This is a genomic window from Qipengyuania sp. RANM35 (genome assembly GCF_041021145.2).
Lineage (GTDB): Bacteria > Pseudomonadota > Alphaproteobacteria > Sphingomonadales > Sphingomonadaceae > Qipengyuania > Qipengyuania soli.
Map to the genome: position 1 here is coordinate 1,438,080 of NZ_CM196433.1, position 24,229 is coordinate 1,462,308.

Below are 24,229 nucleotides of genomic sequence, written 5' to 3' on the forward strand. Positions count from 1 at the left end.
TGCCATGTCGATCAAAACCTGGTAAATACGTTGAGGAGCGGAGCGGCGCGCAGGAAGTCCTGATACGCACTCTTCACGCCCGAGAGTCCGACGACAATCCTGTCACCACCCAGAACTTCCGGGTCGGGCGCCTTGCCTTCGCGAATTTGGCGCAGATCGAACAGAGCGCCGTAGCGCTGCCCGTCGATCATGCGGAAGATGATGACTTCCTTCTCCGAAGCGACATTGGTCGTACCCTGCGCCCGCGCGATTGATTCAAGTAGAGAGGAGTTACCGGCGATCTCGTAGACGCCAGGTTCGGCGACGCTTCCGTCCACGGTCACGCGCTGCCCTGCCGACGACACGACACCTACGACGACCTGGGGATTGCGGATGAAGCGCGAACCGAGGCCAGCCTCGAGCTCGTCACTGAGTTCGATAGGCGTCTTACCAGCTGCCTGCACTTCACCGACCAGCGGGAAATTGATGGTTCCGGCAGCATCGACCGCCAGCGTCTCGAAAGAGAGTTCCTCTTCCTGGAAAACGCGAACCGAAAGGACATCCAGGACGCCGATACGATAGACTTGGGGTCCATTGACCGTGTCAGGTGGCGGCATGAGCCGATATGCAGCTTCACCTCGCGGCATATCCGCAGCGGGAGAAAAGCATCCTGTAACGAGGAGCGTCCCCGAGAGAATTGCCAAAGCGCGAAGGAATTTCAATGACCCGATCCCTTATTGAGCGAGCGGCCAGCTAGCATAACGACAAAAATGACAGCAAGGCACAAAAAGGCCTGATTGCGGAGCGGGTAGTCTATCGCCGATTGACCTGCGATTGACAGGATTGCGAGGCTCGCAGCTACCTGTGATCCATCAAGTCCGCGCGACTTCTGGGCCAGCCACGTCCAAGCACCCCAAACCAGCCAGCCTCCGAGCAGCAGCCAGCCCACAATGCCAGCCTCAACTCCGAGTTCCAGGTAGTCATTGTGCGCTCGACGAGCGAAGGCGGGAGACAGCGTTTCCAGGGATTCGAAATACTGGAATACTTCGTCGAATGACCCCATCCCGCTCCCGAAAGGGAAATAGGCAGTTATTGCGGCAAGGGTATCCCGCCAGATTGCGGGCCTTTCATCCTGAAGATCGCCGAAGCGCTCCATGGTCTGACCGAGCCGTTCCTGCGTCAATCCGAACCATGCGACGACCAGGGCGAATGCCACGACTGGAACGACAACCTTCCAGTTCAGCGAGCGACCGCTCCTTGATCTTGCACGCAGAAACGCAAAAACAAAATACAGGAGCGGGATCAGCATCAAGGCTGCGCTCGAACGCGACTGCGTCAACAGCACACCAATGACGAACAAGCCGCCAAGGGCGATCTTCAAAGCCATCTGCACACGTTTGGACGCAGCATCGATTTCGAGCCCGGCGAGCGAGCACAATGCCACGACGAAAAACAGGCCGCTGGTGTTGTGGTTTGCGAACAAGCCGTAGATCCGACCCGTCTCAACCATCGGGTAGCCGTAAGGTATGTTGGCACCCGCCACGAACTGCACTGCACCAAGCGAAATATTGAGTACGCCGAGACCAACGATCATGCGCACGAATATTTGCGAAAAGTCTTCCCGCGGACGCAGGACAGCAATGGCGAAAGGAGGGACAAGTGCCGCGAAAGCGAGCACGGTTCGCGCCCTATCCTGCGTTAAGGGGAACCACTGACTGGAGGCACCGACGAGTTCTCGCGACCGCAATGCGGTCTCACCGCCCGGGAGGGCTTGCCAGAGAGCCGGAGGAAGAGGGATCAGCTGCACGAGCGGCAATAAAAGGGTAAACGCCACGAGGACACGCAGCGATGTTCGCAAGTCACGCCACCCCGTCATCGCGCGGTCGATGGCAAACACCAGGTACCCGATGGCAACCAGCTGAACGGAAAGATTGGACAGCGCATAGCGGCTGCCACCCCCGCCCAGGAGGACGGCCACGAGGAATATCACCAAGGACGGCTCTGCAATGAATGGCAGAATCCGCCCCAGCCTAGTGGAGCTTTTCGGTCTTTTCACTGCCACCCCGACATTGCGAAAAGATAACAAAAAACCCGCCGACCTCGCGGTCGGCGGGTTTCGAAACTTCGCGGAAGCTTACGCGCCCGGCGACTTGTCGTCGTCGGCAGCGATCACGATGCCGGCGATGATCGCGGCAACGGCCAGGATCGCGATGATGAGGCCGGGGCCGCCGAGTTCGTTCTTCTTTTCAGCAGTCTGAGCCGAACGAGTAACGGTCGACATCTTGACCGGCTGGACCGCGACGGCACCGGCATCCGATGCACGGGTACCTGCCTGGGCAGCAACCGGTGCGATCGACATAGCGGCAGCACCGAGGCCAATCAGAAGGCGGCTGGTCTTCATTGGTAATCTCCTAAATTTGTTTTCTTGCGCTTGCGTTAGGGCGGGTAGCAACGATCCCATTGAAGCGCAACAGGTTAAAACTGAGTTACTGACATTTCCCCACAGGGTGTTGCACAAACACAAATGTCGGCGAAAGGTTTCTAGAATAAGACGAAATCCACAATTTCATTTATAGCAAATGCTAATATGCATTGGGATGTATCAGCACCCTCGCAGTCGCAAGCATGATGCGGATATCCCCCATCGGCGACCAGTTTCGAATGTATTCAAGATCCGCAGTCAGACGGTCGGTCAAATGCCCCTCCGTTTCGGTTGCGCCCCTGAATCCACGGACTTGCGCCAAGCCAGTGAGGCCGGGCTTGAGCGAATGTCGCTGCCAGTAGTCGCTGTGAATTTCCCAAAACAGCTTGTCGCCGGCCTGAGACCCCAAGGCGTGAGGGCGCGGACCGACAATACTCATTTCTGACCGAAGGACATTTATTAGCTGGGGGAGCTCATCAATACTTGTCTTCCTGATGAATGATCCGACACGTGTCACGCGACTGTCGGTGCGGGACGTCGACCGATCGCCTCGAACATCCAGATCGCCAACCGACATCGATCGGAACTTGAGCATCTTGAATAGGCAATTCGACCTGCCCATGCGCTCTTGCACGAAGAAAATTGGACCGCCGTCCTCGAGCTTGATGGCGACGGCAGCGATCAACATGATGGGACTCAGCAAGATCAGCGCAGGAATGGTGATCGCGATATCCATGATCCGCTTGATGAAACGGTCGCGCAGGCCAAGCGGTCCGGTGGAAATGACCACGCTCACCCAGCCATTCTCTCGCTCAAGCGCGAGTGCACCAAGCTCCTCGAGCGACTGCGATACAACCTCGCCTCGTACTCCTGCAGCCCGGAGAATCTCAGCCCAGTCGAGGCGGCGCTCCACAGAACAACTGACGATCACCCGGTCCATTGTGCGAAACAAGCGCCCGAACACGTCCAGCGATTCGGGTTCGTAGCGGGCGAGGTGGACCGGCAGGTCTTCGGTGGACAGATATTGCGCGCCTTTGACCTCCACGTGCGGACCGCCGTCGTGGACGATCAGCACATTGCTCGCGGCGCCGCTGTAGTACTTCTCGATCAGTTCGTGGGTAATCCAGCGGATAACGCTGATGCCCATCCATGACGAGACCAGTGCCATCGAGAACATCACGCGCGAGAATTTCTCGTTCGCTTGTGCGTAGAAGATGACCACGAAACACAGGAGAGCGGACGTAACGAGCGCCAAGGTAGCCCTTCCGACTGCATACCTCACGTCATACAGGGCGGGGATCGAATAGCTGCGCTGGTACACCGACATAATGACAAACAGCGGGATGTAGGCATAGCTCATCGCGAGCGCGAAATGCGAGGGCCATTGGCCCATATAGAGCCCGCCGGCCAGCAAGAAGCTGCCCAGAACGACTGCAATATCCCCCAGGCCCTGGAACAGGTACAAACGAATCCGCAGATCCTCCTTCGAGGTGCGCGGCTTACTGTCAGGGAGTTTCTGTCTCAGCATTGTTGATACTCGTACGCTGCCCCGACTAGCCCATGCATCGTCCTAGTCAAAGACGGGGCTGCGAAGCGATCCGAATAGGCGACGATGCGGCCTGCGTGCAGCACTTTCCCCCGAAAAGGCCCACAAACGGGTTTTCCGGAAGGCGCAGTGCCATCATAGTCGCGCGTAAGTTGCACACGCTGAGCCACCCGGAGCACTTTATTTTCGAAGCTATCCGGCAATTTCCGAGCCTGCATCCTGATTGGTTTAGTCGGCCGGAATCCATCGCCAGCGCACGCGAGACATAATGCTGCCGGCTGGAGAATAGGAGTAGCGACCGGCATCCGAACTACAGATGGCAGGCACCCAGCACAAGCCGTGTGCCCGGCTCGACAACAGAAAAGCGGTCCTCGGGAAGCAGTGAAGGCAATATGAAGACGCAATGCAATTCAACGCATATTCTTGCGTTGAACCAGTCGCGGCACACTTGCGTAGCCCAAAGGGGAGCTGCGCGGTGACGCGTCTTCTGTTTCTGGGCCTCAATTTCGCACCCGAGGAAATCGGCGTAGGCCATTACAGCACGCAATTGGTCGAGCATTGGCTAGCCCATGGCCATGAAGCGACTATCATAGCTGCCAAGCCTTATTATCCCCAGTGGCATACCTGGCCGGGATACAAGGCTGGCTGGCAATCCGGAGCTCATGGCGCTGCTCGCATCTGTCGATGCCCCATTTACGTCCCTTCGAAGCCCACGGGCTTCAGGAGGATCGTCCACTACGCGACGTTTGGCCTTTCGGCCTTCTTTCCCGCTATCACGGCGGCGATACGGACCAGACCCGACATCGTCATGACGGTCGCACCATCGCTTCTCGCTGCTCCCATCGCACTCGTTGCAGCCAAGGTTTGCGGGGCGAGAAGCTGGCTGCACGTGCAGGATTTCGAGGTACAGGCCGCCTTTGCGACCGGCTTGCTGGGCGATAGCGGGTTCATTGCTCGCCTGGCCAGGCGCTTCGAGCGCTGGACATTTGGCAAGTTCGATACCGTGAGCACGATATCTTCCCAGATGTGCAAGCGCCTGGCCCAGAATGATGTCCCGCAGGACCGCATTGTCGAGATGCGCAACTGGGCAGACCTGGACCAGATTTCCCCACTGGGCGCCCCGTCGTCATATCGCGAACGCTGGGCAGTCGAAACGCCTCACGTGGCGCTCTACTCGGGCAACATTGCGAACAAACAAGGGCTGGACCTCATTATCGATGCAGCCAGGATCCTGAAGGACCGCAAAGATCTGACCTTCGTAATCTGCGGCAATGGGTCCGACCGTTCTGCCCTGGAAGAGCGATCAGGTTCGCTCCCCAACGTGCAGTTCCACGACCTCCAGCCGCGTGCAGAACTGGGGGAGCTGCTTGGCCTCGCAACGATCCACCTTTTGCCGCATCTAGAACGGGCCGCCGACCTCATGCTGCCATCGAAACTGGCCAACATGCTGGCATCCGGCAGGCCCGTGGTTGCAACTGCGGTCGAAGGAACCGGTCTGTCGCAGGAAGTCGAAGGCGTCGGGCTGGTAACCCCGCCGCGCGACGCTGATGCATTTGCTTCAGCCATCGTCACGTTGATGGACGACCCGGCCCTCCACTCCCGCTTTTCTGCCGCTGCACGCCTCCGGGCCGAAACGCGCTGGAACAAGCAGGCGATACTTGCGCCTTTCATCCAAGCTGCGGGTGTGTTTCGTTCAGCGGAACGCTGAGCGGGAAAATCGTTCGCTGCCATTCGCGCCCGCGCAAACCTTGCCCCTTCGCAAGGCTCTGCTATGGCGCGCGCAACTCATCTCGCAAAAGACAGGAAACCCATGGCGAAGATCAAGGTGGCAAACCCGGTCGTCGAACTCGACGGCGACGAAATGACCCGCATCATCTGGCAGTGGATCCGCGAACGGCTGATCCTGCCCTATCTCGATGTCGACCTGAAGTACTACGACCTCTCGGTCGAGAAGCGTGACGAGACGGACGACCAGATCACCATCGATGCCGCAAATGCCATCAAGCAGTATGGCGTAGGCGTTAAGTGCGCCACGATCACTCCCGACGAGGCCCGCGTCGAGGAATTCAACCTGAAGAAGATGTGGAAGTCGCCCAACGGCACGATCCGCAACATCCTCGGCGGCGTCGTCTTCCGCGAACCCATCGTAATCGACAACGTGCCGCGCCTTGTGCCCGGCTGGACTGATCCGATCGTCGTCGGCCGCCACGCATTCGGCGACCAGTATCGCGCAACCGACACGCTGATCCCGGGCCCCGGCAAGCTGCGCCTGGTGTTCGAGGGTGAGAACGGCGAAAATCTCGATCTCGAGGTCTTCGACTTCCCGAGTTCGGGCGTCGCTATGGCGATGTACAACCTCGACGATTCGATCCGCGACTTCGCCCGTGCGAGCTTCAACTACGGCCTGAACCTCGGTTGGCCGGTGTATCTGTCGACCAAGAACACGATCATGAAGGCCTACGACGGGCGCTTCAAGGACCTGTTCCAGGAGGTGTTCGATACCGAGGGCTTCGCAGAGAAGTTCAAGGAAAAGAACATTGTCTACGAACACCGCCTGATCGACGACATGGTCGCATCGGCGCTCAAGTGGAACGGCAAGTTCGTCTGGGCCTGCAAGAACTATGACGGCGACGTACAGTCCGACACGGTCGCGCAGGGCTTCGGTTCGCTCGGCCTGATGACTTCGGTCCTGATGACGCCGGACGGCAAGACCGTGGAAGCGGAGGCCGCCCACGGCACGGTCACGCGCCACTATCGCCAGCACCAGCAGGGCAAGGCGACCTCGACCAACCCGATCGCCTCGATCTTCGCCTGGACCCGCGGCCTCATGTACCGCGGCAAGTTCGACAACACGCCCGACGTGGTGAAGTTCGCCGAGACGCTCGAAAAGGTCTGCATCAAGACCGTCGAGAGCGGGAAGATGACCAAGGACCTCGCGCTGCTCATCGGCCCCGAACAGAGCTGGATGACCACCGAGCAGTTCTTCGAGGCAATCGTTCAGAACCTCGAGAAGGAAATGGCTGGCTGGGCCTGAGGAACACCCTCCCCCTTCCCGCATTGCCTTACCAAGGCTGACATATCCGGGATCGGCCCAGCGCCGGTCCCGGATTTTCTTTATCCGGACGAAACGAGGGGCAATTGGCCAAGACACCTGCGAAGAAGAAACCTGCTACCCGCCGCAAGGCGAGCGAGAAGTTCGGCCAGCGGCGGCTGGAAATCCGCAATGCACGCATCAGGGACATTCCCGGCATCGCGAACCTCGTGCGGCGGGTCTACAACGACATGCCGGCCTACACCCACGGTGAGGTACGCGGGCAGATCAACAACTTCCGCGAAGGCTGTTTCGTCGCCCTGCTCGACGAGGAAGTGGTCGGCTATTGCGCGACGATGCAGGTGGCCGAGACGCTGGCCTTTCAGGACCACGACTGGGACGAGATTACCGGCAATGGCTTCGGCAGTCGCCACGACCCCACCGGCGACTGGCTCTATGGCTACGAAATGTGCGTCGATCCGAAGGTGCGCGGCGTGCGCATCGGGCGCAGGCTGTACGAGGAACGCCGTGCCCTGGCAGAGGAGAACGACCTGAAGGGCGTGATCTTTGCAGGCCGGATGCCAAATTACCGCCGGCACAAACGCAAGGTCGACGGCCCACAGGATTACCTCGACCAGGTCGTCGCCGGGAAGATCCACGACCCCGTGCTGCGCTTCCAGCTGGCCAACGGATTCGAGCCCGAACGCGTGCTCGAAAACTACCTGCCCGAGGACAAGGCATCCGAAGCCAATGCCGTGATGATGGTATGGCGCAATCCCTACGTGGAAGCCGACCAACCGCCCAAGAAGCGCCTGCCCCGCGGAGTGGAGGCAGTTCGCGTGGCCACCTGCCAATTGCAGGCCCGCGCCGTAAAGGACTACGCGGAGTTCCTCTCCACCATCGAATATTTCGTCGATGTCGCAAGCGATTACGAGAGCGACTTCATCCTCTTTCCCGAGCTCTTCACCCTGATGCTGCTAAGTTACGAGGAAAAGGAACTCTCGCCAGTCGAGGCGATCGAGCGTCTCTCCGAGTACACTCCGCGCCTGAAGCAGGACATCTCCGACATGGCGATGCGCTTCAACATCAATATCATCGCCGGGAGCCACCCGACCCGGATGGACGATGGGGACATCCATAATGTCGCCTACGTCTGCCTGCGCGACGGTTCGGTCCACGAACAGGAAAAGATCCATCCCACGCCCAACGAGCGATACTGGTGGAACATCAAGGGTGGGGACAAGATCGACGTCATCCAGACCGACTGCGGTCCGATTGGCGTGCAGATATGCTATGACAGCGAATTCCCGGAACTCAGTCGCCGCCTTGCGGACGAAGGTGCCCGCATCATATTCGTGCCGTTCTGCACCGACAGCCGCCAGGGGTATCTGCGTGTGCGCTATTGCGGTCAGGCTCGCGCGATCGAAAACCAGTGCTTCGTCGTCCTCAGCGGCAATGTCGGTAACCTGCCCAATGTCGGCAACATGGACATCCAGTACGCCCAGAGCTGCATCCTGACGCCGTGCGATTTTCCCTTCGCCCGCGACGGGATTGCCGCCGAAGCGACCGAGAACGTGGAGACGCTCACCATTAGCGACATCAACCTCGCCGATCTCAGCTGGGCTCGTGCGGAGGGTACGGTCCGCAACCTCGCCGACCGTCGCTTTGACCTCTACCGCATCGAATGGGACGAGGACGGCAAGCACAGAGGCAAACCGCGCCCGCGTCGCGAGCCCCTTGGACCTACCGGCCCCGGTGGAGGCTAGAGCGAATTCCCGATTGCGATGGTCGACAAGGCAGCACTGGAAAGGGTCGTGAGGAACTTCTGCAGGTCGGCACCAGGAGCGCTCGACACGTAGAGAACATCGTCGTCGCGAATGGCGAATTCCTGCGCGACGAAGAAGCTCGATGCGTCGGACAGGTCGAGGCGGTAAACTACCGGAACCCTGCCCTCGGGATTGCGTCGCCCGGCGTCCGCCACCTGCGCCGGCAGGACATCGGGATCCTCGAAGCGGAAGACGAAAACGCCGCGAATGTCAGCCCTGTCATCGCGCAGTCCGCCAATCCGACCGAGCGCCTGGGCGAGCGTCAGGCCCGAGCCTTCGAATGGCACCTCGGCATTCTTGGCAACCGCACCGAGGGCAATGAAGCTGTATGGCTGGTGGATCACCGTCAGCACGTCGTTCGCGCGAAGCGGCACGTTCTGCGCGGGGTCGAGGATGACCGCATCGAGCGGCATGGTCGCAGCGGTCGCTCCTCGCGTCAGGCGTACGGTGGTCTTGTCGACATCTTCCGTGGGACCCCCGGCAGCGGCCAGTACGTCGAGAAGACGTTCGCCGCTGGCGGTAAGGGGAACGCGCCTCGTGCTCGCAACCTTCCCGAGCACCGTCACATTGTTGGCCTGGTTCCCCAGCATACGTACCAGAACCTGGGGATCATGCGCCCTACCCCTCAGCCGCCGCGCGATTTCAAGCTGGACGTCTTCGGGAGACCGTCCTGCGACTGCCACCTTGCCGACAAAGGGCACGGCGATATTGCCCTGCTCGTCGACTGGCTGTTCGGGGATGGTCGAGCCTTGCGATGCCATCGCCCCGTTTGCGCCTCCGGGCGCGACGCTACCGAATAGCACCGCAGGCGGTGCCTCCCAGATCGTGACGCCTACGATGTCTCCGCTTTCGATCAGCGGGGTGATACGCGTATCGCCCGCAAACACCTGCGCGAAGCTCGTAGCGCGACGATGCTCCGTCAGGCGATCGGCTGCAGCCACGTCGAGATCAACAACGGCGATATCCGCATTGGCGTAACTCGTCCCCTCAAGCTTTCGGACCGCGCCTGTGCCAGGTCCCGCAGCACCGAATGCGGAGCAACCGGCGGTCGTGATCGCGAGCAGCGAAAGTGCGACGGCTCCGGAAATGTTTGAGGATTTACGTAGCATCACAGGAACCTCGAATAGACCGCCTCAAGGCGATCGCGATAATTTGCCGGACTATACTCGGCTGCCTGAACCACACCTCGCCGGGCGAGATCTTCGCGCAGGCCTCGATCCGCATCGATCGCCCTGATCGCGGCAGTCAAAGCCTGCGGATCATAGGGATCGACGGTCATGGCGGCATCCCCGACAACCTCGGGCAACGATGACGTGTTCGAACAGATCACCGGCGTCCCCAGCAGCATGGCTTCAAGCGCTGGCAGGCCAAACCCCTCGTACAGCGATGGGAAAAGCGCCGCCTTTGCACCGCGTATCAGGCTGACCAGAAGGCTGAAGGGCACGTAGTCGAGCCGGATAATGTGCTTGCGCGCGCCCCTCCGCCGTTCCGGACCTGTGATGCCGCGGATTTCGGCCATGCTGCCGTTGTCCCAGATTTCTACACGGCCCTCGTTGAGGAGAGCAAGTTCCCGCTCGGCCTTCCATGCCTGCGCGCCGATAATGACCAGCGGCGTTTCCACCTGACTGGCGAGGTAGGACTCGATCATGCGACCGATATTCTTCTTCGGTTCCAGCGAGCCCCAGAACAGGAAATAGCCTTTGTGGGGGAAGCCGGTCACGCCTTCGACCTCCCTGGCAACCTGCTCTTCGGGTTTGTCGCGATATTTTGCGGGAATCTGGACAGACTGGTAAGTGTTGGTGATCTTCTCCTCGGGAATACCGACCAGCTCGACAAGGTCGCGCTTGGAGTTCTCCGAGACGGTAACGATGTGGTCCGCGCGACGACCGAGCAGGCGCATGAGCTTCAGGTAACGGCGCTTGTTATCGAGAGTCGTGTAGGGAAGTTTCAACGGCACAAGATCGTGCATCGTGTAAATGTTCGGTCGCCCCTTGATCGCAACCGGTAGTGGATAGGTCCAGTGCGCAAGGTCGGGTTGTTCGGGCATGCGGATGTTGACCGGACGCTGCCACATCCAGAACGCGCCCTGAGCATTCTTGAACACTTCGTTCGAATTGTAGATCGCGTCGAAATAGGGAAGGCGCGAAGCAAAGGTTCGTGAAACGACCTTGCCGGTAATCGGAACCTGCTTGGCCGAGTAGCTTAGTGGGCCGCGTATCGCCTGCTTTGCCCTTTCGAAAATTTCGAGGAAGCGCGGTTGTTCGACCGGTCCGTCGAAGAAGGCGATCTCATGCAGGAGTTCATCGCGATTGTAGGAGCCACGGTTGCCATAAAGCACCGATACCTTGTGGCCGAGTTCGTGGATCTCGTAGCTCAGATTGCGCGCGTAGGTCGCGACGCCCGTGCCCTTCTCGAGCCCGAGGTTGTAGCCGTCTATGAGGATGTTTTTCTGGTTTGAAGTCATTGTTTAGTTGGAGCGCGAAGACGCTGTCATTTTGTCGTTGGAGTGGGCCAGCTCTGGATAGCGGCGGGACATCGCCACATTGGTGAGAGGCCAGCGCTCGAAGGCGCCTAGTCGAAACATAGCCGCCGGCAGGTCATCACCGTCCTCCAGCGAACTGCGGTCCAAGACGGAGCGCCCATCTCCCAGAAGGCAAATCGCTCGTTCCAGCAATGGCTCGAACTGCGCATCACGCTTCCAGTGTGCCGGTGAGAAGGAAATGCCCGAGACAAGGTTTGTGGCCACTTCGTCGAGCGTGCCATCTTCTCGCATCGAACGCCCCACCACCGCTGCGTCGGGTTTGTGATCGCCCGTGAACAGCCACGAAAGCAATTCGATGTCGGGCCGTGCGGGCGGCTGAAGGACCGCAGGACCAAGCTGCGGGACGCGCAAAGTCCCCTCGCCCCCATGAAAGTCCTGTTGAACCATCACGAACTGCGCATGCTCGTCGACGTCGGACAAGGGTTCACCCAGAGCGACAGCGGTGCGGTAGGCAATCTCCGCCTCAGCGAAGTTGCCTTGTTCTTTTTCCATGTGGCCCAGCTGGGACCAGTAGCTGCGTTGGTATGGATACAGTGCCAGAGCCTTGCCATACTGATCCGCCGCGCGCGGCCAGTCCCTTTCGTCGCGCGCCCAATCCCCCTGCTGAACGAGAGCACGAAACCGCTCATCGGTCAGCGCTGCATGCTGGGAAGAGGCAATCATCAATGCGCGACTGGTGAAGTCGACCGGAACCGGCTGCGAGTGCGTTTCCGCCCCGATCAATTCCTTGTAGGTCTCGTATGCGTCCTCGAATTCCTCGAACAGCGAAAGCTTGGCGTCATGAAGGATTGCCCAGCGATTGCAGTGTTCGCGAACGTATCCTGCATCGTGGGAAATGATGATCATGGCGCGGTCGCCCCGAACATCGAACAGCTCGCGGTTGCAGCGATCGTGGAACCGAGCATCACCTACCGCACCGATTTCGTCGATCAGGAAACAGTCGAACTCGATGATCATCGAAATGGCGAAAGCCAGGCGCGCACGCATGCCCGAAGAATAACTGCGCACCGGCTCCCGCAAATAGGGGCCGAGTTCGGCGAACTCCTCGACGAAGGCGAGATTGCGCTCGAAGTCCTGATTGTAGATCGAGGTAATGAAGCGGATGTTGTCGATGCCGGTCAATTGCGGCTGGAACGCGCCGCCAAAGGCGAGTGGCCATGACACCGACATGTCCCGCACGATCGATCCGGACGTCGGTTTCTCAGCTCCGCTGACCAGCCGGATCAAGGTCGACTTGCCGGCACCATTGCGGCCCAGGATGCCCAGTCTTTCACCAGGCGCTAGATCGAAGTCGATCCCGTCCAGAACCACCTTGTTGCCAAAGCGTGTGGGATAGGACTTGTGAAGATTGCGGACCGAAATCATTCCGGCACCACACGCCGCGCGACCCAGCGCACCATCAATAGTCCGGCAACCGAAAGCAAAAGGTTGAAGACTAGCAGGTAGCCAACGTCAAAGTGGGCGCGCGCCTGTGATCCGAACCACCCTTCGCGGACCATTTCGACACCATGCACCGTGGGTATCCAGAGGACGACCTTCTGCGCAGCAAGCGGCAGTGCATCGACAAGGAATGCCGCCCCGGAGAGCGGGAACAGCAGGTAGGATGCAGGGTGCCACAACTTGTCGACCAGCTCGCTCCGGTGCGACATGGCGCCGAGGAAAATTGCGAGCGCACAGCCGAACCATGCCAGCAGGAGCCACCCGGCCGCTACACCCAGAAAGTCTTCCGGAGGCGCAAGTATGCCGAACGCCATGAAGACGATAGCGAGCACAGCGAACGAGATGGTCGCTCCACCGAATTCAAGCAGCAGGCGCGCCGTGTAGATGTCCAGAACCTTGATGTTGCGGTGGTACATCAAGGAAAGATTGGCCCACAGCGCTCCGATGCAGCGACCCGGCATGTTGCGCCACAGGAGGACGCTGGAATAGCCGGTCAGGGCGAATGCGACGATCGGGAGATCGCTTCCGTGCACCGACTTTGTTGCAGTCCAGAGGGCGGTGACACCCAGAGTGAAGAGCATCGGTTCGACGAACAGCCAAAGGAAGCCGATATTGTGCCTGCCGTATCGGGTCAGCATTTCGCGCACCAGCAATGCACCGACCACGCGCCCGTTGATCTGCAGGCTCTGGCGCAGGGGAACTGGTGCGGGCGGGCTTGTCGCCATCAGTCGCGATGCTCCCTGATGCCGACAATCAGCATGGACAGCACACCCCAGGCGAGGAGCCCGAAGACAAACGTAGCGAAGATGTTGCGGATGCGGCGCGGAAAGATCGCGTAGTCTGGCAGCGACGGGTTCGAAATCCGCTCGACATAGGCTCGCTTGCGCCGCGCATCGGCCTGCGCATCCTGTTGCGAGGCGAGCGCGATCGCGAGCTGTTGCTCGGCGAATTTCGATGCGAGAGTAAGTTCCTGGAATCGCGCCGCACTCGATGAGAGCGAGCGCGCGCCACCCGCGATCTGCTTGGTCTGCCGCGCAATTTCTCGCTCCAGTTCCGCAACCTGTGTCCTGAGGAATGGGATCTGCGACGCCTGCGGCGTATAGGTCCGCATCTGCAACAGCTGGGTCCGGGTCGCGATCAGCTGCTCCTGCAATTGGGAAATAGTCTGCAGCCCGACCTTGGCCTGCAATTCCGGATCGATGATGCCTTGCTGGTCGCGGAAGCGCGCCAGGGCGAGCGATGCGCTGCGAGCCTTCTCTCGCGCTTCGCTGACTTCATTTTCGGAGAACCGGACTGCATCTGACTGTGCCCGCCTGGACAGGTCGTTCACAAGCTTTTCAGAAGCTTGCAGCAGCTTCTCGTTTATCTGCTGCGCATCCTTCGCGTCAAAGGCCTCAACGCGAAGTCGCAGGACAGGCACGCTATCGCCTTCCTCGACCGACACCTTGTCGGAGTAGTAGTCGTAGAGCTGTTCGAAGCTGCTGCCATTGAGCCCCCCGAACCGGTCGATGAAGAAAATCGCGGGGGAACTGTATGCGTTGCGGACGAGGCCCTGACGGTCGACCTCCGCAAGTGCCGCACGCGAGCCGAGAAACTCCCTGACCGCATTGTTTTCTTCCGTGGCCCCGGCGAGGCTGCCAGAACTCAGGATTGCACCCAGTGGCGATACGTCGGGCTTGCTGGGGCTACGCACCAGAAAGCGGGATTCGGAAACATAGACATCCTCGGCCAGCAGGCCGAAGTAGATCGAAGCCAGCAATGTCGGCAGTGCCACTACCGCCAGGAACAGCGGATTGATGGACTTCATCCTGTTCAGCACTGCACTTCCCGTCCCTGTTCCCCTGACCTGCGGTCACTTGTGTAGATGCCATATTCCCGCCTGGCGCAAGGTTCGGTCCTTGCCGCGGATGCCAGCCATCCTTCGACAGAGGCAAAGTGATCTGCCCAGGTCGGAGACGTGAAGTTACCCACGCAGGCAAGTTGACGCTCGCGTTCGATGCTTTCGCCGCAGAAGTCGACGATCGCCTGTTCCCACGCAATCGCGTTTGCCGGGTCGATTAGGGTTGGAATGCCTTGCCCGAATTCGATGAAACTGGGCAGGTCGCTGGCGATGACCGGAACGCCCTGTTGCAGCGCCTCGATCAGCGGAAGTCCGAAACCTTCGGCCAGTGACGGCAACAGCACCGCGCGGGCAGACGACACTAGACGAGCAACTTCCGCATCTCCGAGCCCGCTGCGAACCTCTACGAAGCGTGCAAGCTCGGCATCCCGCATCAAGCGGTTTCGCACCGCGTGACCGCCCAGTCCCCAGCTTCCCACGATAACCAATTTTGGCGTGCCAACCCCAAGTCGCCGAACAAGGCGCGACCAGACATCCAGCAGCAGCATGTAGTTCTTGCGCTTCTCTACCGTGCCGATCGAGACGAAGACCGGCCCCGTCGTCTGCGGCTGGCCGCAAGTGACGGGCCTCCGCTCGGCTGCAAGCGGGGCAACCAGCGTTGCCGCCAACCTCGATCCCGTCTTGCGGGCAAACAGTGTCAGTTCCTGCGCGGTGGTATGCGAATTGACCACGATCCCTTCGGCACCTGAGAGTGCACGCATCACCCTGCCCCGATGTCTCGCAGTCTTGTGGGGTGTGGTTACTTCAGGACTGCTGATGGGGATGAGGTCATGCAGGAAATAGGTCGGACGCAAGCTGTGACGGCGGACCCAGCGCCAGTGCGCGGCCAAATCGAAGTCCGTGTGACTCACATTGAGGTATCGGGCACCGGCTAAGTCCGCAGCCGGGGCAGTACCAATGGGCAATCGGCCCATCATGCGCATGACCACTTTGCGAAACTCGGGACGGGGCTGGTCGAGGGCACCAAGCAAACGTTCCGAATTGCCTGCATCCAGGACGAAGGGCCTGCCGCGTACCTGCAGCACGGCCAGCGACTTTGCGGCGAAATGCTTGGCATAGGCATCCGCTACGCGATCGAGCCCGCTCGGGGTCTTACCTCGCCAGCGACGGCTGACCGCACGAGTCACATCGAGAAGGATCCGATCGCTCACGCCGGCACCGATCCCTGATATTCGTCCGATGCGAACAGCTCCGGGCAATGTTCCATCACTTGCTGCCTTGCAAGTTCGAGGGCACGCGCATCATCGACATCGATCCACCATGCGCCGTCAATATCGGTCGTCCATGCACGACCATCGTCGGCAAGACGCTGCATTCCATCGGAGAGCGAGCCGGCCTTGCCGCCGGCGATGGCCGACGCGATTGCCGCCAGCAGCGCAGGGGTGGCCAGGAACGCACCGCAGTCCACCGCATGATATCGGGTGATCGACTTCCCGATCTTCCGTATCCGCCCGTCGTCGCCCGTCTCGACCCAAGTAGCATCGTCGGGATCCACGAGCGGGGAATCCACTCGCCGATCAATGGCGAGTACGACGCCGTGGTCTGGTACGCCGCGATCCACCAAGCCCTGAAGAACTTGGCGGGAAAGCAAGTGGTCAGCCATCACCAGCAAGAATTCGCCGGAGAACCCGGCCGCGCCGGCCATAACCGAATGACCATTGGGAAGATTGTAGTCCTCCACCCTCCGGGCTTCGACCGCGATGCCGGCCAGTTCTGCGATCGACGGGAGCGCGGCCTCGATCTCGTCCGCGAGATAGCCGGTCGCTACTACCACCCGGGTGACGCCGACCGATGCAAGCTGACGGACCGCAATCTCCAGCAACGAAAGGCTGTGCAGCCGGGTCAGCGGCTTGCACGGCTCCACCTCACGCAGGCGACTGCCGAAACCGGCAGCAAGTATCAGGGCGTCCATCGGTAACTTCCCGCCGGCAGTTCGGACTAGGCGATCATTCCGCCGCCTGGGCGAAACGCGAAACGTAATCGTCCAGCATGCGGCCCGCCGTGTCCTCGTCGATCTGCTGCGGGGGATGCTTGCAGTAATAGGCGCTGGGCGCAATCAGCGCGCCGCTGTCGCCATTGTCCATGGCGAACTTGCAGAAGCGGATGGCATCCATGACGCACGCCGCCGCATTGGGACTGTCTTCGACCGAAAGGCGCAGTTCGAGTTCCACCGGGACATCGCCCCATTGCGTCCCTTCGAGCCTCAGGAAGCACAGCTTGTTGTCTTTCTGCCAAGGCACATACTCGGAGGGACCGATCTGAATGTTTTCCGCGGCCAGCCGTTCAGCCAATGCAGCCTGAACCGCTTCGGTCTTCGACTCCTTCTTGCTCGTCAGCCGTTGGCGATCGAGCATATTCATGAAGTCCGTGTTTCCGCCCGTGTTGAGCTGGTACGTCCGCTCGACCGTTACCCCGCGGGTGGTGAACAGGCTGGACAGGGTGCGGTGGACGATGGTCGCGCCGATCTGCGCCTTGATGTCATCCCCTACGATAGGGAGGCCGCGCTCGCGAAAACGGGATTCCCATTCGGGGTCGCTGGCGATGAACACAGGGATGCAGTTCACCACTGCAACACCGGCCTCGAGCGCGCATTCCATGTAAAATTCGCTCGCTTCCTGAGACCCTACCGGAAGGAAGTTGAGCATGATGTGCGTACCCGAAGCCTTTAGCGCCGCAACAATGTCGGCCTGCGTTGCGTCGGCACCCTCATCGACGATGAAACCGCGTTCACCTGCAGTGGTCATATGCTCTGCAATGCCATCGAGAACCCTTCCTCGGATGACAGGCGCTCCAGTAAGCGGAACGTCTTCGCAGAAGACCTTGGTGTTGTTCGGAGCGGCGAAAATCGCCTCGGCAAGGTCCTTGCCCACCTTGCGCCGGTCGACGTCGATGCCGAGAACGAACCGAACGTCATCGGCGCCGTAACCCCCGACGTAGTCATGGATGAGACCACGGGTCGATGCCTGCCGGGAATAATATGCCGCACCCTGGACCAGCGAACTGGCGCAGTTCCCGACACCGACGATTGCGACGCGAATCGCTGACATAAATTCAATCCTGGTCAAAATATTATTCTAGAAGCGCGCTTAGTTGCGATTTGAAGTAGCGATCTTCAAAACTGGCCCAAACAGTAGAAATCAATCCACGGGTCACGAATCACGATAAAGTTCCCGCAATCGACGCCAACAACTGATCAACCCCAGCGCCCTACCCATTAGACTTGATCGTCCGAAAAACCAACGACCGAAGACATCATTCTCGAATGCACCATGCCGAAATGCCCGTGGTCATGATTTCCTGACCCTATCCTGAATTCGTCCTTGCAGAGCGATCATCCTCTGACGCAAGCGTGACCGCAGAATGCCGACTGTTTGCCTCGACTGCCGATACATCAACGGCTCTCCCAGCGGGATTGGGGAGATGGTCCAGGCACTGGTGGATCATTTGCCTCAACTCGCCCCCGACCTGCAATTTCTCTTCTTGCGTCATCCGGCGAAGTTCGGCTCCCTTTCCAACGCCGCCAATGTCACCGAACGTGTCGTCCCCTGGGCGACCAACGGCCCGGCGAGCATGTGGTTCTTGCCCTACCTTGCCGACCTTTCCGACATCGATCTTTTCCATGCCCCGTCCAACATTCTCCCCATGGGACTGGGGATGCCTTGCATCACAACCGTGCATGACGTGATGTGGTTGACCGATCCGGAGCTCTGCAATCCGAAGCCGTGGGGCCTGGCCGAGAAAGCCTTCTACTGCCACGGGATGAGGCATGCGATGGCGAGGTCTACCATCATCCTGACCGTAAGCGAGGCCACACGAACCGCGCTGATCGATCTTGAACCGGCCCTCGCCGCACGATGCCGGGCAGTGCTGCCGGGCGTGTCGGAACGCTTCGTCCGGCGAGCCACCGATCCCGCAGAAATCGACCGGATCGGCGTCTCCCGCCCACGCTATGTGCTGACTGTCGGGCAGAACGCACCGTACAAGAACCACATGCGTGTCCTGGAAGCGTTCGCCTCTGCCTTTTCGTCCGACCAGTCGATTGGGCTCGTCCTGGTCCAGAGGCAGGGGGCATCGACCTCCCGGTTGCAGAAGCTGGCGACCCAGCTCGGCATCGCTGACCGGGTCGACTTCCTGGCACCGGTTGACGAAGACACGCTCGTCACCCTCTACAATGGCGCGACGGCTCTGCTCCACCCGTCTCTTTGCGAAGGATTCGGCATGCCTATTGCCGAGGCCATGGCCTGCGGATGCCCCGTCATCACGAGCAACCGTTCCGCCATGCCCGAAGTGGCCGCAGGTGCGGCTCTGCTTGTCGACCCGGAAGACACGGCATCTATTGCCAGTGCCCTAAGGCGGATCGCATCAGATCCGGCGCTCGCTTCAGGCCTGGTGGAACGCGGGATTGCCCGCGCAAGGATGCTCGACTGGCGCAATTTCGCGGCCGCGAACCTCGATGCCTACCGCACAGTGCTCGAGCCAGATTGAAGCGCAGCATTGAGGGCCGTCAGGGTTCTTCGCGAACGCGCCAGGCTGATGCCTATCACGATATTGAGAACCACCGCTTCGTAGGCGAAGAACCACAGGGGCGATCCTAACAGCATCGAAACACCGAGGACGAGTGTACGATAGTTGGCGCCGAGCAGGCTGCTTCCTGCGAAGGCGCGAGGTCCGAAGTCGCGCACCAGCCGCGACAGCATCTGGGCGCGCGAGGGGTCGGTCGCTGCGTCGTCGATCTCGGATTGCGGTGGAGAGAAGAAGCTCGCGATGCGCAGGTACGTCCGGGCCGCGACGGCCAGAAAATTCGTGTCCGCAGCCTCGTTGCCGGATCTCAGCCACCCCACACCATATGCCCAATACGCGTATTGACGGCGTTGCACTTCGTAGAAATTGGCCTGGATTACCCGACTGACGCCGGCGGCCACCGCGAGGACCCAGACCACCGGCCCAACCTCCCGCGAAGCCGCAGCGGCCAGAAGGACATAAAGGACCGTGTGACCGGCGTAGTCACAAATCCCGTCAATGATCTCTCCTGACGCACTGACCCGGCCAGTTCGCCGTGCCAGATCGCCGTCCGCTCCATCAAAGACATGCCATGACATGTGCAGGCACAAGCCGGCCAGTGCTGCCAGCGGCCAGGCGGGTTGGATGTAGGCAATCCCGGCCAGAACAATTGCCAAACCGCCAAGGACGGAAACCATGTTCGGAGTGACAACCGTGCGGGCAAGGGACCGTGCGAGATACGCGGCGACCGGATGGTACAGCGCGCGGTCAAGCGGGTTCTGTAGCTCGACGATCCGCCCTTCCGGAGAAGACGGCAATTGCTTGCCAGGGTTGGCGTTATCGGAAGCGGGCACGAATCTGCTTACCTGCTGTGGGCGGGTTGCCCGGCTTGATCTTGGCGGACTTGTCGGTAGACGGCGATGCAATTCCCCTACGACAATTGCAAGCCATCACACCCAAGATGTCAGCCCCCACTCCTGCCGCGATAACCTTCCCGTCCGAGCGCGCGGCAAACTGTCTCGTGGCAGGCGTACCTGCGACAGCCAGGGCCGTCTTGCAGCTCGCGAAAGTCCATGGCGGGGAAAACAGGCAAGTAATTGTCGCCGTGCCCGGAGGCTGGTCGCCCTCCCCACTGACCGTGCGCGAGATACATCGCCTCGCACCGGGGTTCGAATTGCTGGCGGTCGACTCGTGCGGGCTCGGCGAACGCCCACTGATTGGCGGCAATAAGCTGCAGACAGCGGGAGAGGTTTCGCCAAATGCGGGGGATGCTGATGTGCCGACCCTGCAAGTGCTCGGGCGCAGGATCGTCGCCAGCACCGGCAAGCCGACCGACGGCATCGTCTCGCGACACCTTAACCGACCGATTTCGCAGTTCATCACCCGCCTCGTCCTGAAGTTTCCTGCGGCACGCCCATGGCATGCGACCTTCGCGGCAGGCCTGCTGGGTATCGCGATGTTCGTTGCACTGATCAGCGGTGGTTCGCAGGGGCTGCTGCTCGGCGCTGCATTGTTCCAGCTGTCTTCCATCGTCGATGGAGTGGACGGCGAAATGGCGCGAGCCACCTTCCGCAGTTCGGCGGCCGGTGCGATGATGGACAGTCTCACCGATACCGCAACCAACCTCTGTTTTGTCGGCGGCGTCAGTTTCAACCTGTTCACTGCCGGCGAGGAGACCGCCGGTCTTGCAGGCCTTGCCGGCGGTATCATCCTGGCTCTGGGTAGTGCCATCCTTGCCATCCAGTCGCGACGCGACGGGGGCGACCTGACTTTCGATGCGCTCAAGACGCGCTTCGGGCAGCGCCCCTCCGCCGTCAGGCGTTGGTTGACCTACATCACCATGCGGGATTTTTACGCCTTTGCTGCCTTCCTTGCGATCGTGGCAGGCCTTGCGACCGCGCTCCTCTACGTCTTTCTAGTGGTGGCCATCGGCTGGTTCGTCGTCCTTTGCTGGACCCTGCTCACGACTTCGACATCAGTTAGGCAAGGTTAATCAAGGACCTGTCACATTGCCCAAGTCCCGGTGAAGTTGGCGATTCTGCGCTGGCTTCCCGGCACATCGAGGGGTTGAAGATCGGTTTAACCAATCTTGGGCTAGCGACTTTAAGAAAAGCAATGCCAGGGATTTGGTACGATATCGTCCAGCCATCGTGAGTTACTTCGAACTTGCGATTGTGTCGGAATGCGCCGGAAGGCAAAAGGTAGTTCTGTTGGAGCCGCGCTCCTTTGGCTTTCGGAGATGAGCCACTTGCGAGCGACGGGTTTAGGGTAAGGGTCGAGTGATGGACGGGCAGACTTTCAGGTTGAACGAAACCTTCGATGGGGACGACACGTTCTCGTTCGATTTCCTCGACAATACTGGCAATCCGCTGGCTGGCGAAAGCGTCCATGCCGGAGGTTGCGTTTGCCCCGCATGCCTCGCCCATGATGGCGGCAAGCTGTTCCAGCCGGGCACCGGGACTTCCGGCGCGGAGGACACCATCCCCGGCAGCACGCTCACTACCGCGACTCTCAGCCCCGGCAGCTACCAGACGAGCGCCATCGACACTCCGGGTGACAGCGACTGGTTTCGCATCACCCTGACGGCAGGCCAGACCTACACCTTTTCGACCTATCTCCCTGGCGGCGGCTTGGTCGACAGTATCCTGAACCTGCGCAATTCATCCGGTGGAATCGTCGCAACCAATGACGATGCCAATACCGATGCCGGGCTGTACTATTCCGAGATCACCTTCACTGCCACGACCAGCGGGACCTATTATCTCGACGTCACCGGTTACGACACGGCCACGGGCGACTATTACGTCACCAGCTCGCGTCCGGTTGCAGATGCGGCAGGATCCACCGCCGCAACCGCTTCGTCGATCGTCGTTGATGGAGCGATTGTCAGCGCCTCGCTTGAGCAAACGGGTGACCACGACTGGTATGCCGTCACTCTTCAGGCCGGGCAGACCTACGAATTCGTCACGAGCGCCACCGGCGGAGCGAGCGATGTCGATACCACACTGACCCTGCGGACCGCTTCGGGCAGCGTCCTTGCCTTCAACGACGACAGTTCCGGCACATATTCGCGCATCCGTTTCGTCGCGCAAACTTCAGGCACGTATTATATCGACGTGGCCGGCTGGGCCGAAGGAGAGCAAGGCACATACCACCTGTCTGCGGGCATTGCCGAGCCGCTCAGCGAGTATTCGAACGACCAGATCGCCGACCAGCTGCTCTACGGCTACTGGGGCGGACAGGGCGCGGGTCGTCATTTCAACGTCGGCATCGGCGGCACGATTACCGTCAATGTCACGGCTTTGACTACTGACGGTCAGTTTCTCGCACGCTCCGCCCTGACGCTGTGGAGCGACGTGCTCGGGATAAATTTCTCCGAGGTCTCGAGCGGTGGCCAGATAGTGTTCGACGATACCGAAAGCGGTGCTTTCGCGACTTCGACGACGTCCGGCGGTTTCATCATCAGCTCGCAGGTCAACATCTCGACCGACTGGCTGGTTTCATCGGGCACGACGCTCGACAGCTATTCCTTCCAGACCTACCTTCACGAGATCGGCCACGCGCTCGGCCTGGGCCATGCGGGTAATTACAACAACACCGCCGATTACACGAGCGATGCCAGCTATCTGAACGATTCCTGGGCCACGACCGTGATGTCGTATTTCGATCAGTCCGAGAACACGTTCTTCCAGGCCCAGGGATTCACTCGAGTCTTCGCGGTTACCCCGCGCGCGGCGGACATTGTCGCGATCCAGGAAGCTTATGGCGTAGCCAACTCGACCCGCACCGGCGACACTGTCTACGGTGTCGGCAATACTTCGGGACGTGACGTCTACGGTGTGGGTGATGCCGCTACCGATCAGTTGGGCCGTTTGCTCGCATTCACGATCGTGGATCACGGCGGCGTCGACACTCTCAACTATTCGAGTTTTGCGACAGCCCAGGTCATCAACCTGAACCAGGAAACCTATTCGAACGTTGGCGGCAGCGTCGGCAACATGACAATTGCGCGCGGAACGGTGATCGAAAATGCGGTCGGTGGGTCAGGTTCCGATCAGCTAATCGGCAATGGTGTTGCCAATCGTCTCACCGGTCTTGGCGGCAATGATTCGATTGACGGCGGTTCGAACGTGGACACTGCGGTGGTTCGCGGTTTGCAGTCGGCATATACGGTGACCCAGACCTCGACCGGTGTCTTCCAGGTGACCGGGCCCGATGGCACCGACACTCTGCGCAATGTCGAGTATCTCCAGTTCGACAATGCCACGCTGCGCCTGCTTCCCGGCACCGGCGTCTCGGTCAACTTCAACACCGCCGACCGCAGCGTCTACCAGTCCGCGATGAACAACATCCGCGACTTCGACGGCAATGCGCTGGGCGGCAATGGCGGATGGCTGCGTATCGGCAGCGCCGACGTCAACGGCGACGGCGATGTCGACCAGATCCTCGTCAACCGCACCATCGGCCGCTTCGCCACTGTCGGCACCGCACCTGACGGCCTCGTCTACTTCGCCGACCATGGCTGGGCCGGCGAGACGCGCGTTGCCGGCATCTACATCGATCCGCTGGTTGCCGCGGGCCAGGTCGTCGCAGGCTCGGCCAACGACAGCCAGCGGCGCTTCCAGAACGATCTCCAGATCGAGAACATCAACCGCGTGCTGGGAGCCGACGACTACGATGGCGACGGGCTGCAGGAGGTCTATTTCGCGCTGACCGACGGGACGGCGTACCTCCATGCCTACATGCATGCCGACGGCAACATCCGCTATGCCAACTACCAGAGCCAGCAGCAGGTGATCGACTACCTCACCGCCAACGGCTTCGCCCCCTCCACCTGGGCAGGCTGGTTCCCGGCAGGTGCGGAGCCCGCCGGCGACATCGCCAAGGCATTCGACACAGGCCTGACATCCAGCGATGTCCCCAATGGCCTTGGCGAAGGCATCCTCACCCCGCACATCGCAGACAACCACGCACTGCCCACAGGGGAACTGTTCTTCTAGGGAAGCTCGCAGGGTTTTCGGGCTTCCCGGAAGTAATTTTCCA

19 protein-coding genes are annotated in these 24,229 nt (G+C 60.4%); 6 read left to right on the forward strand and 13 right to left on the reverse strand.

All coding sequences use genetic code 11. The annotated features are described in order from the left end of the window. Positions 1–11 precede the first annotated feature (11 nt). From RAM60_RS07235 to RAM60_RS07250, 4 genes are all read right to left on the reverse strand, one after another. The gene (locus RAM60_RS07235) at positions 12–701 is read right to left on the reverse strand and encodes a polysaccharide biosynthesis/export family protein (protein WP_246449572.1); all 690 of its coding nucleotides are present in this window, start codon (positions 699–701) and stop codon (positions 12–14) included. After that, positions 698–1,969: an O-antigen ligase family protein gene (locus RAM60_RS07240; RefSeq protein WP_510640402.1), complete on the reverse strand. Its 1,272-nt coding sequence runs from the start codon at positions 1,967–1,969 to the stop codon at positions 698–700. The genes RAM60_RS07235 and RAM60_RS07240 overlap by 4 nt, the downstream gene beginning before the upstream one ends. A gap of 144 nt (positions 1,970–2,113) precedes the next feature. Further along, positions 2,114–2,380 carry a hypothetical protein gene (locus RAM60_RS07245; RefSeq protein ID WP_246449575.1) on the reverse strand — a complete coding sequence of 89 codons (267 nt, stop codon included), beginning with the start codon at positions 2,378–2,380 and terminating at the stop codon, positions 2,114–2,116. Positions 2,381–2,561: 181 nt separating this feature from the next. Next, positions 2,562–3,929: an exopolysaccharide biosynthesis polyprenyl glycosylphosphotransferase gene (locus tag RAM60_RS07250; RefSeq protein WP_369024958.1), complete on the reverse strand. Its 1,368-nt coding sequence runs from the start codon at positions 3,927–3,929 to the stop codon at positions 2,562–2,564. A gap of 493 nt (positions 3,930–4,422) precedes the next feature. Here RAM60_RS07250 and RAM60_RS07255 point away from each other — a divergent pair, with 493 nt between their 5' ends. The 3 genes from RAM60_RS07255 (at position 4,423) to RAM60_RS07265 (ending at position 8,744) form a co-directional block, all read left to right on the forward strand. Continuing rightward, entirely contained in the window at positions 4,423–5,655 is a 1,233-nt protein-coding gene (locus RAM60_RS07255; RefSeq protein WP_369024957.1) for a WcaI family glycosyltransferase, read from the forward strand. Between the two features lie 102 nt (positions 5,656–5,757). After that, complete coding sequence (locus RAM60_RS07260) at positions 5,758–6,981, forward strand: NADP-dependent isocitrate dehydrogenase (protein WP_369024956.1); 1,224 nt, start codon at positions 5,758–5,760, stop codon at positions 6,979–6,981. 104 nt (positions 6,982–7,085) lie between these two features. Then, the gene (locus RAM60_RS07265) at positions 7,086–8,744 is read left to right on the forward strand and encodes a bifunctional GNAT family N-acetyltransferase/carbon-nitrogen hydrolase family protein (protein WP_200980736.1); all 1,659 of its coding nucleotides are present in this window, start codon (positions 7,086–7,088) and stop codon (positions 8,742–8,744) included. Here the strand turns inward: RAM60_RS07265 and RAM60_RS07270 are convergent. From RAM60_RS07270 to RAM60_RS07305, 8 genes are read right to left on the reverse strand one after another with little or no spacing between them, the layout of a single operon-like run. Next, positions 8,741–9,913, reverse strand: a complete 1,173-nt coding sequence (locus RAM60_RS07270) for a polysaccharide biosynthesis/export family protein (protein WP_369024955.1) — start codon at positions 9,911–9,913, stop codon at positions 8,741–8,743. The two genes, RAM60_RS07265 and RAM60_RS07270, sit on opposite strands and share 4 nt — an antisense overlap. Further along, on the reverse strand, positions 9,913–11,268 hold the full coding sequence (locus RAM60_RS07275) for a glycosyltransferase family 4 protein (RefSeq protein ID WP_369024954.1): 1,356 nt from the start codon (positions 11,266–11,268) through the stop codon (positions 9,913–9,915). The genes RAM60_RS07270 and RAM60_RS07275 overlap by 1 nt, the downstream gene beginning before the upstream one ends. Positions 11,269–11,271: 3 nt before the next feature. Further along, complete coding sequence (locus RAM60_RS07280; RefSeq protein ID WP_369024953.1) at positions 11,272–12,711, reverse strand: ATP-binding cassette domain-containing protein; 1,440 nt, start codon at positions 12,709–12,711, stop codon at positions 11,272–11,274. Next, positions 12,708–13,511, reverse strand: a complete 804-nt coding sequence (locus RAM60_RS07285; protein ID WP_200980740.1) for an ABC transporter permease — start codon at positions 13,509–13,511, stop codon at positions 12,708–12,710. The genes RAM60_RS07280 and RAM60_RS07285 overlap by 4 nt, the downstream gene beginning before the upstream one ends. Continuing rightward, positions 13,511–14,605 carry a KpsE/RkpR family capsule polysaccharide export protein gene (locus tag RAM60_RS07290; protein WP_369024952.1) on the reverse strand — a complete coding sequence of 365 codons (1,095 nt, stop codon included), beginning with the start codon at positions 14,603–14,605 and terminating at the stop codon, positions 13,511–13,513. Before RAM60_RS07290 ends, RAM60_RS07285 begins: the two co-directional genes overlap by 1 nt. Beyond that, the gene (locus RAM60_RS07295; RefSeq protein ID WP_369024951.1) at positions 14,599–15,837 is read right to left on the reverse strand and encodes a glycosyltransferase; all 1,239 of its coding nucleotides are present in this window, start codon (positions 15,835–15,837) and stop codon (positions 14,599–14,601) included. The genes RAM60_RS07290 and RAM60_RS07295 overlap by 7 nt, the downstream gene beginning before the upstream one ends. Beyond that, positions 15,834–16,598, reverse strand: a complete 765-nt coding sequence (locus tag RAM60_RS07300) for a phosphocholine cytidylyltransferase family protein (RefSeq protein ID WP_369024950.1) — start codon at positions 16,596–16,598, stop codon at positions 15,834–15,836. Before RAM60_RS07300 ends, RAM60_RS07295 begins: the two co-directional genes overlap by 4 nt. A gap of 34 nt (positions 16,599–16,632) precedes the next feature. After that, positions 16,633–17,733, reverse strand: coding sequence for an inositol-3-phosphate synthase (locus RAM60_RS07305; RefSeq protein ID WP_369024949.1), 1,101 nt, complete (start codon positions 17,731–17,733; stop codon positions 16,633–16,635). 313 nt (positions 17,734–18,046) lie between these two features. Here RAM60_RS07305 and RAM60_RS07310 point away from each other — a divergent pair, with 313 nt between their 5' ends. Beyond that, complete coding sequence (locus RAM60_RS07310; RefSeq protein WP_369024948.1) at positions 18,047–19,171, forward strand: glycosyltransferase family 4 protein; 1,125 nt, start codon at positions 18,047–18,049, stop codon at positions 19,169–19,171. Here RAM60_RS07310 and RAM60_RS07315 read toward each other — a convergent pair. Continuing rightward, complete coding sequence (locus RAM60_RS07315; protein WP_369024947.1) at positions 19,144–20,040, reverse strand: CDP-alcohol phosphatidyltransferase family protein; 897 nt, start codon at positions 20,038–20,040, stop codon at positions 19,144–19,146. The genes RAM60_RS07310 and RAM60_RS07315 overlap by 28 nt on opposite strands. 107 nt (positions 20,041–20,147) lie before the next feature. Between RAM60_RS07315 and RAM60_RS07320 the strand changes: the two genes are divergently transcribed. Then, complete coding sequence (locus RAM60_RS07320) at positions 20,148–21,179, forward strand: CDP-alcohol phosphatidyltransferase family protein (RefSeq protein ID WP_369024946.1); 1,032 nt, start codon at positions 20,148–20,150, stop codon at positions 21,177–21,179. Positions 21,180–21,468: 289 nt separating this feature from the next. After that, positions 21,469–24,186 (forward strand): M10 family metallopeptidase C-terminal domain-containing protein, encoded by a 2,718-nt coding sequence (locus tag RAM60_RS07325; RefSeq protein WP_510639506.1) that lies wholly within the window; start codon positions 21,469–21,471, stop codon positions 24,184–24,186. Positions 24,187–24,229 lie beyond the last annotated feature (43 nt).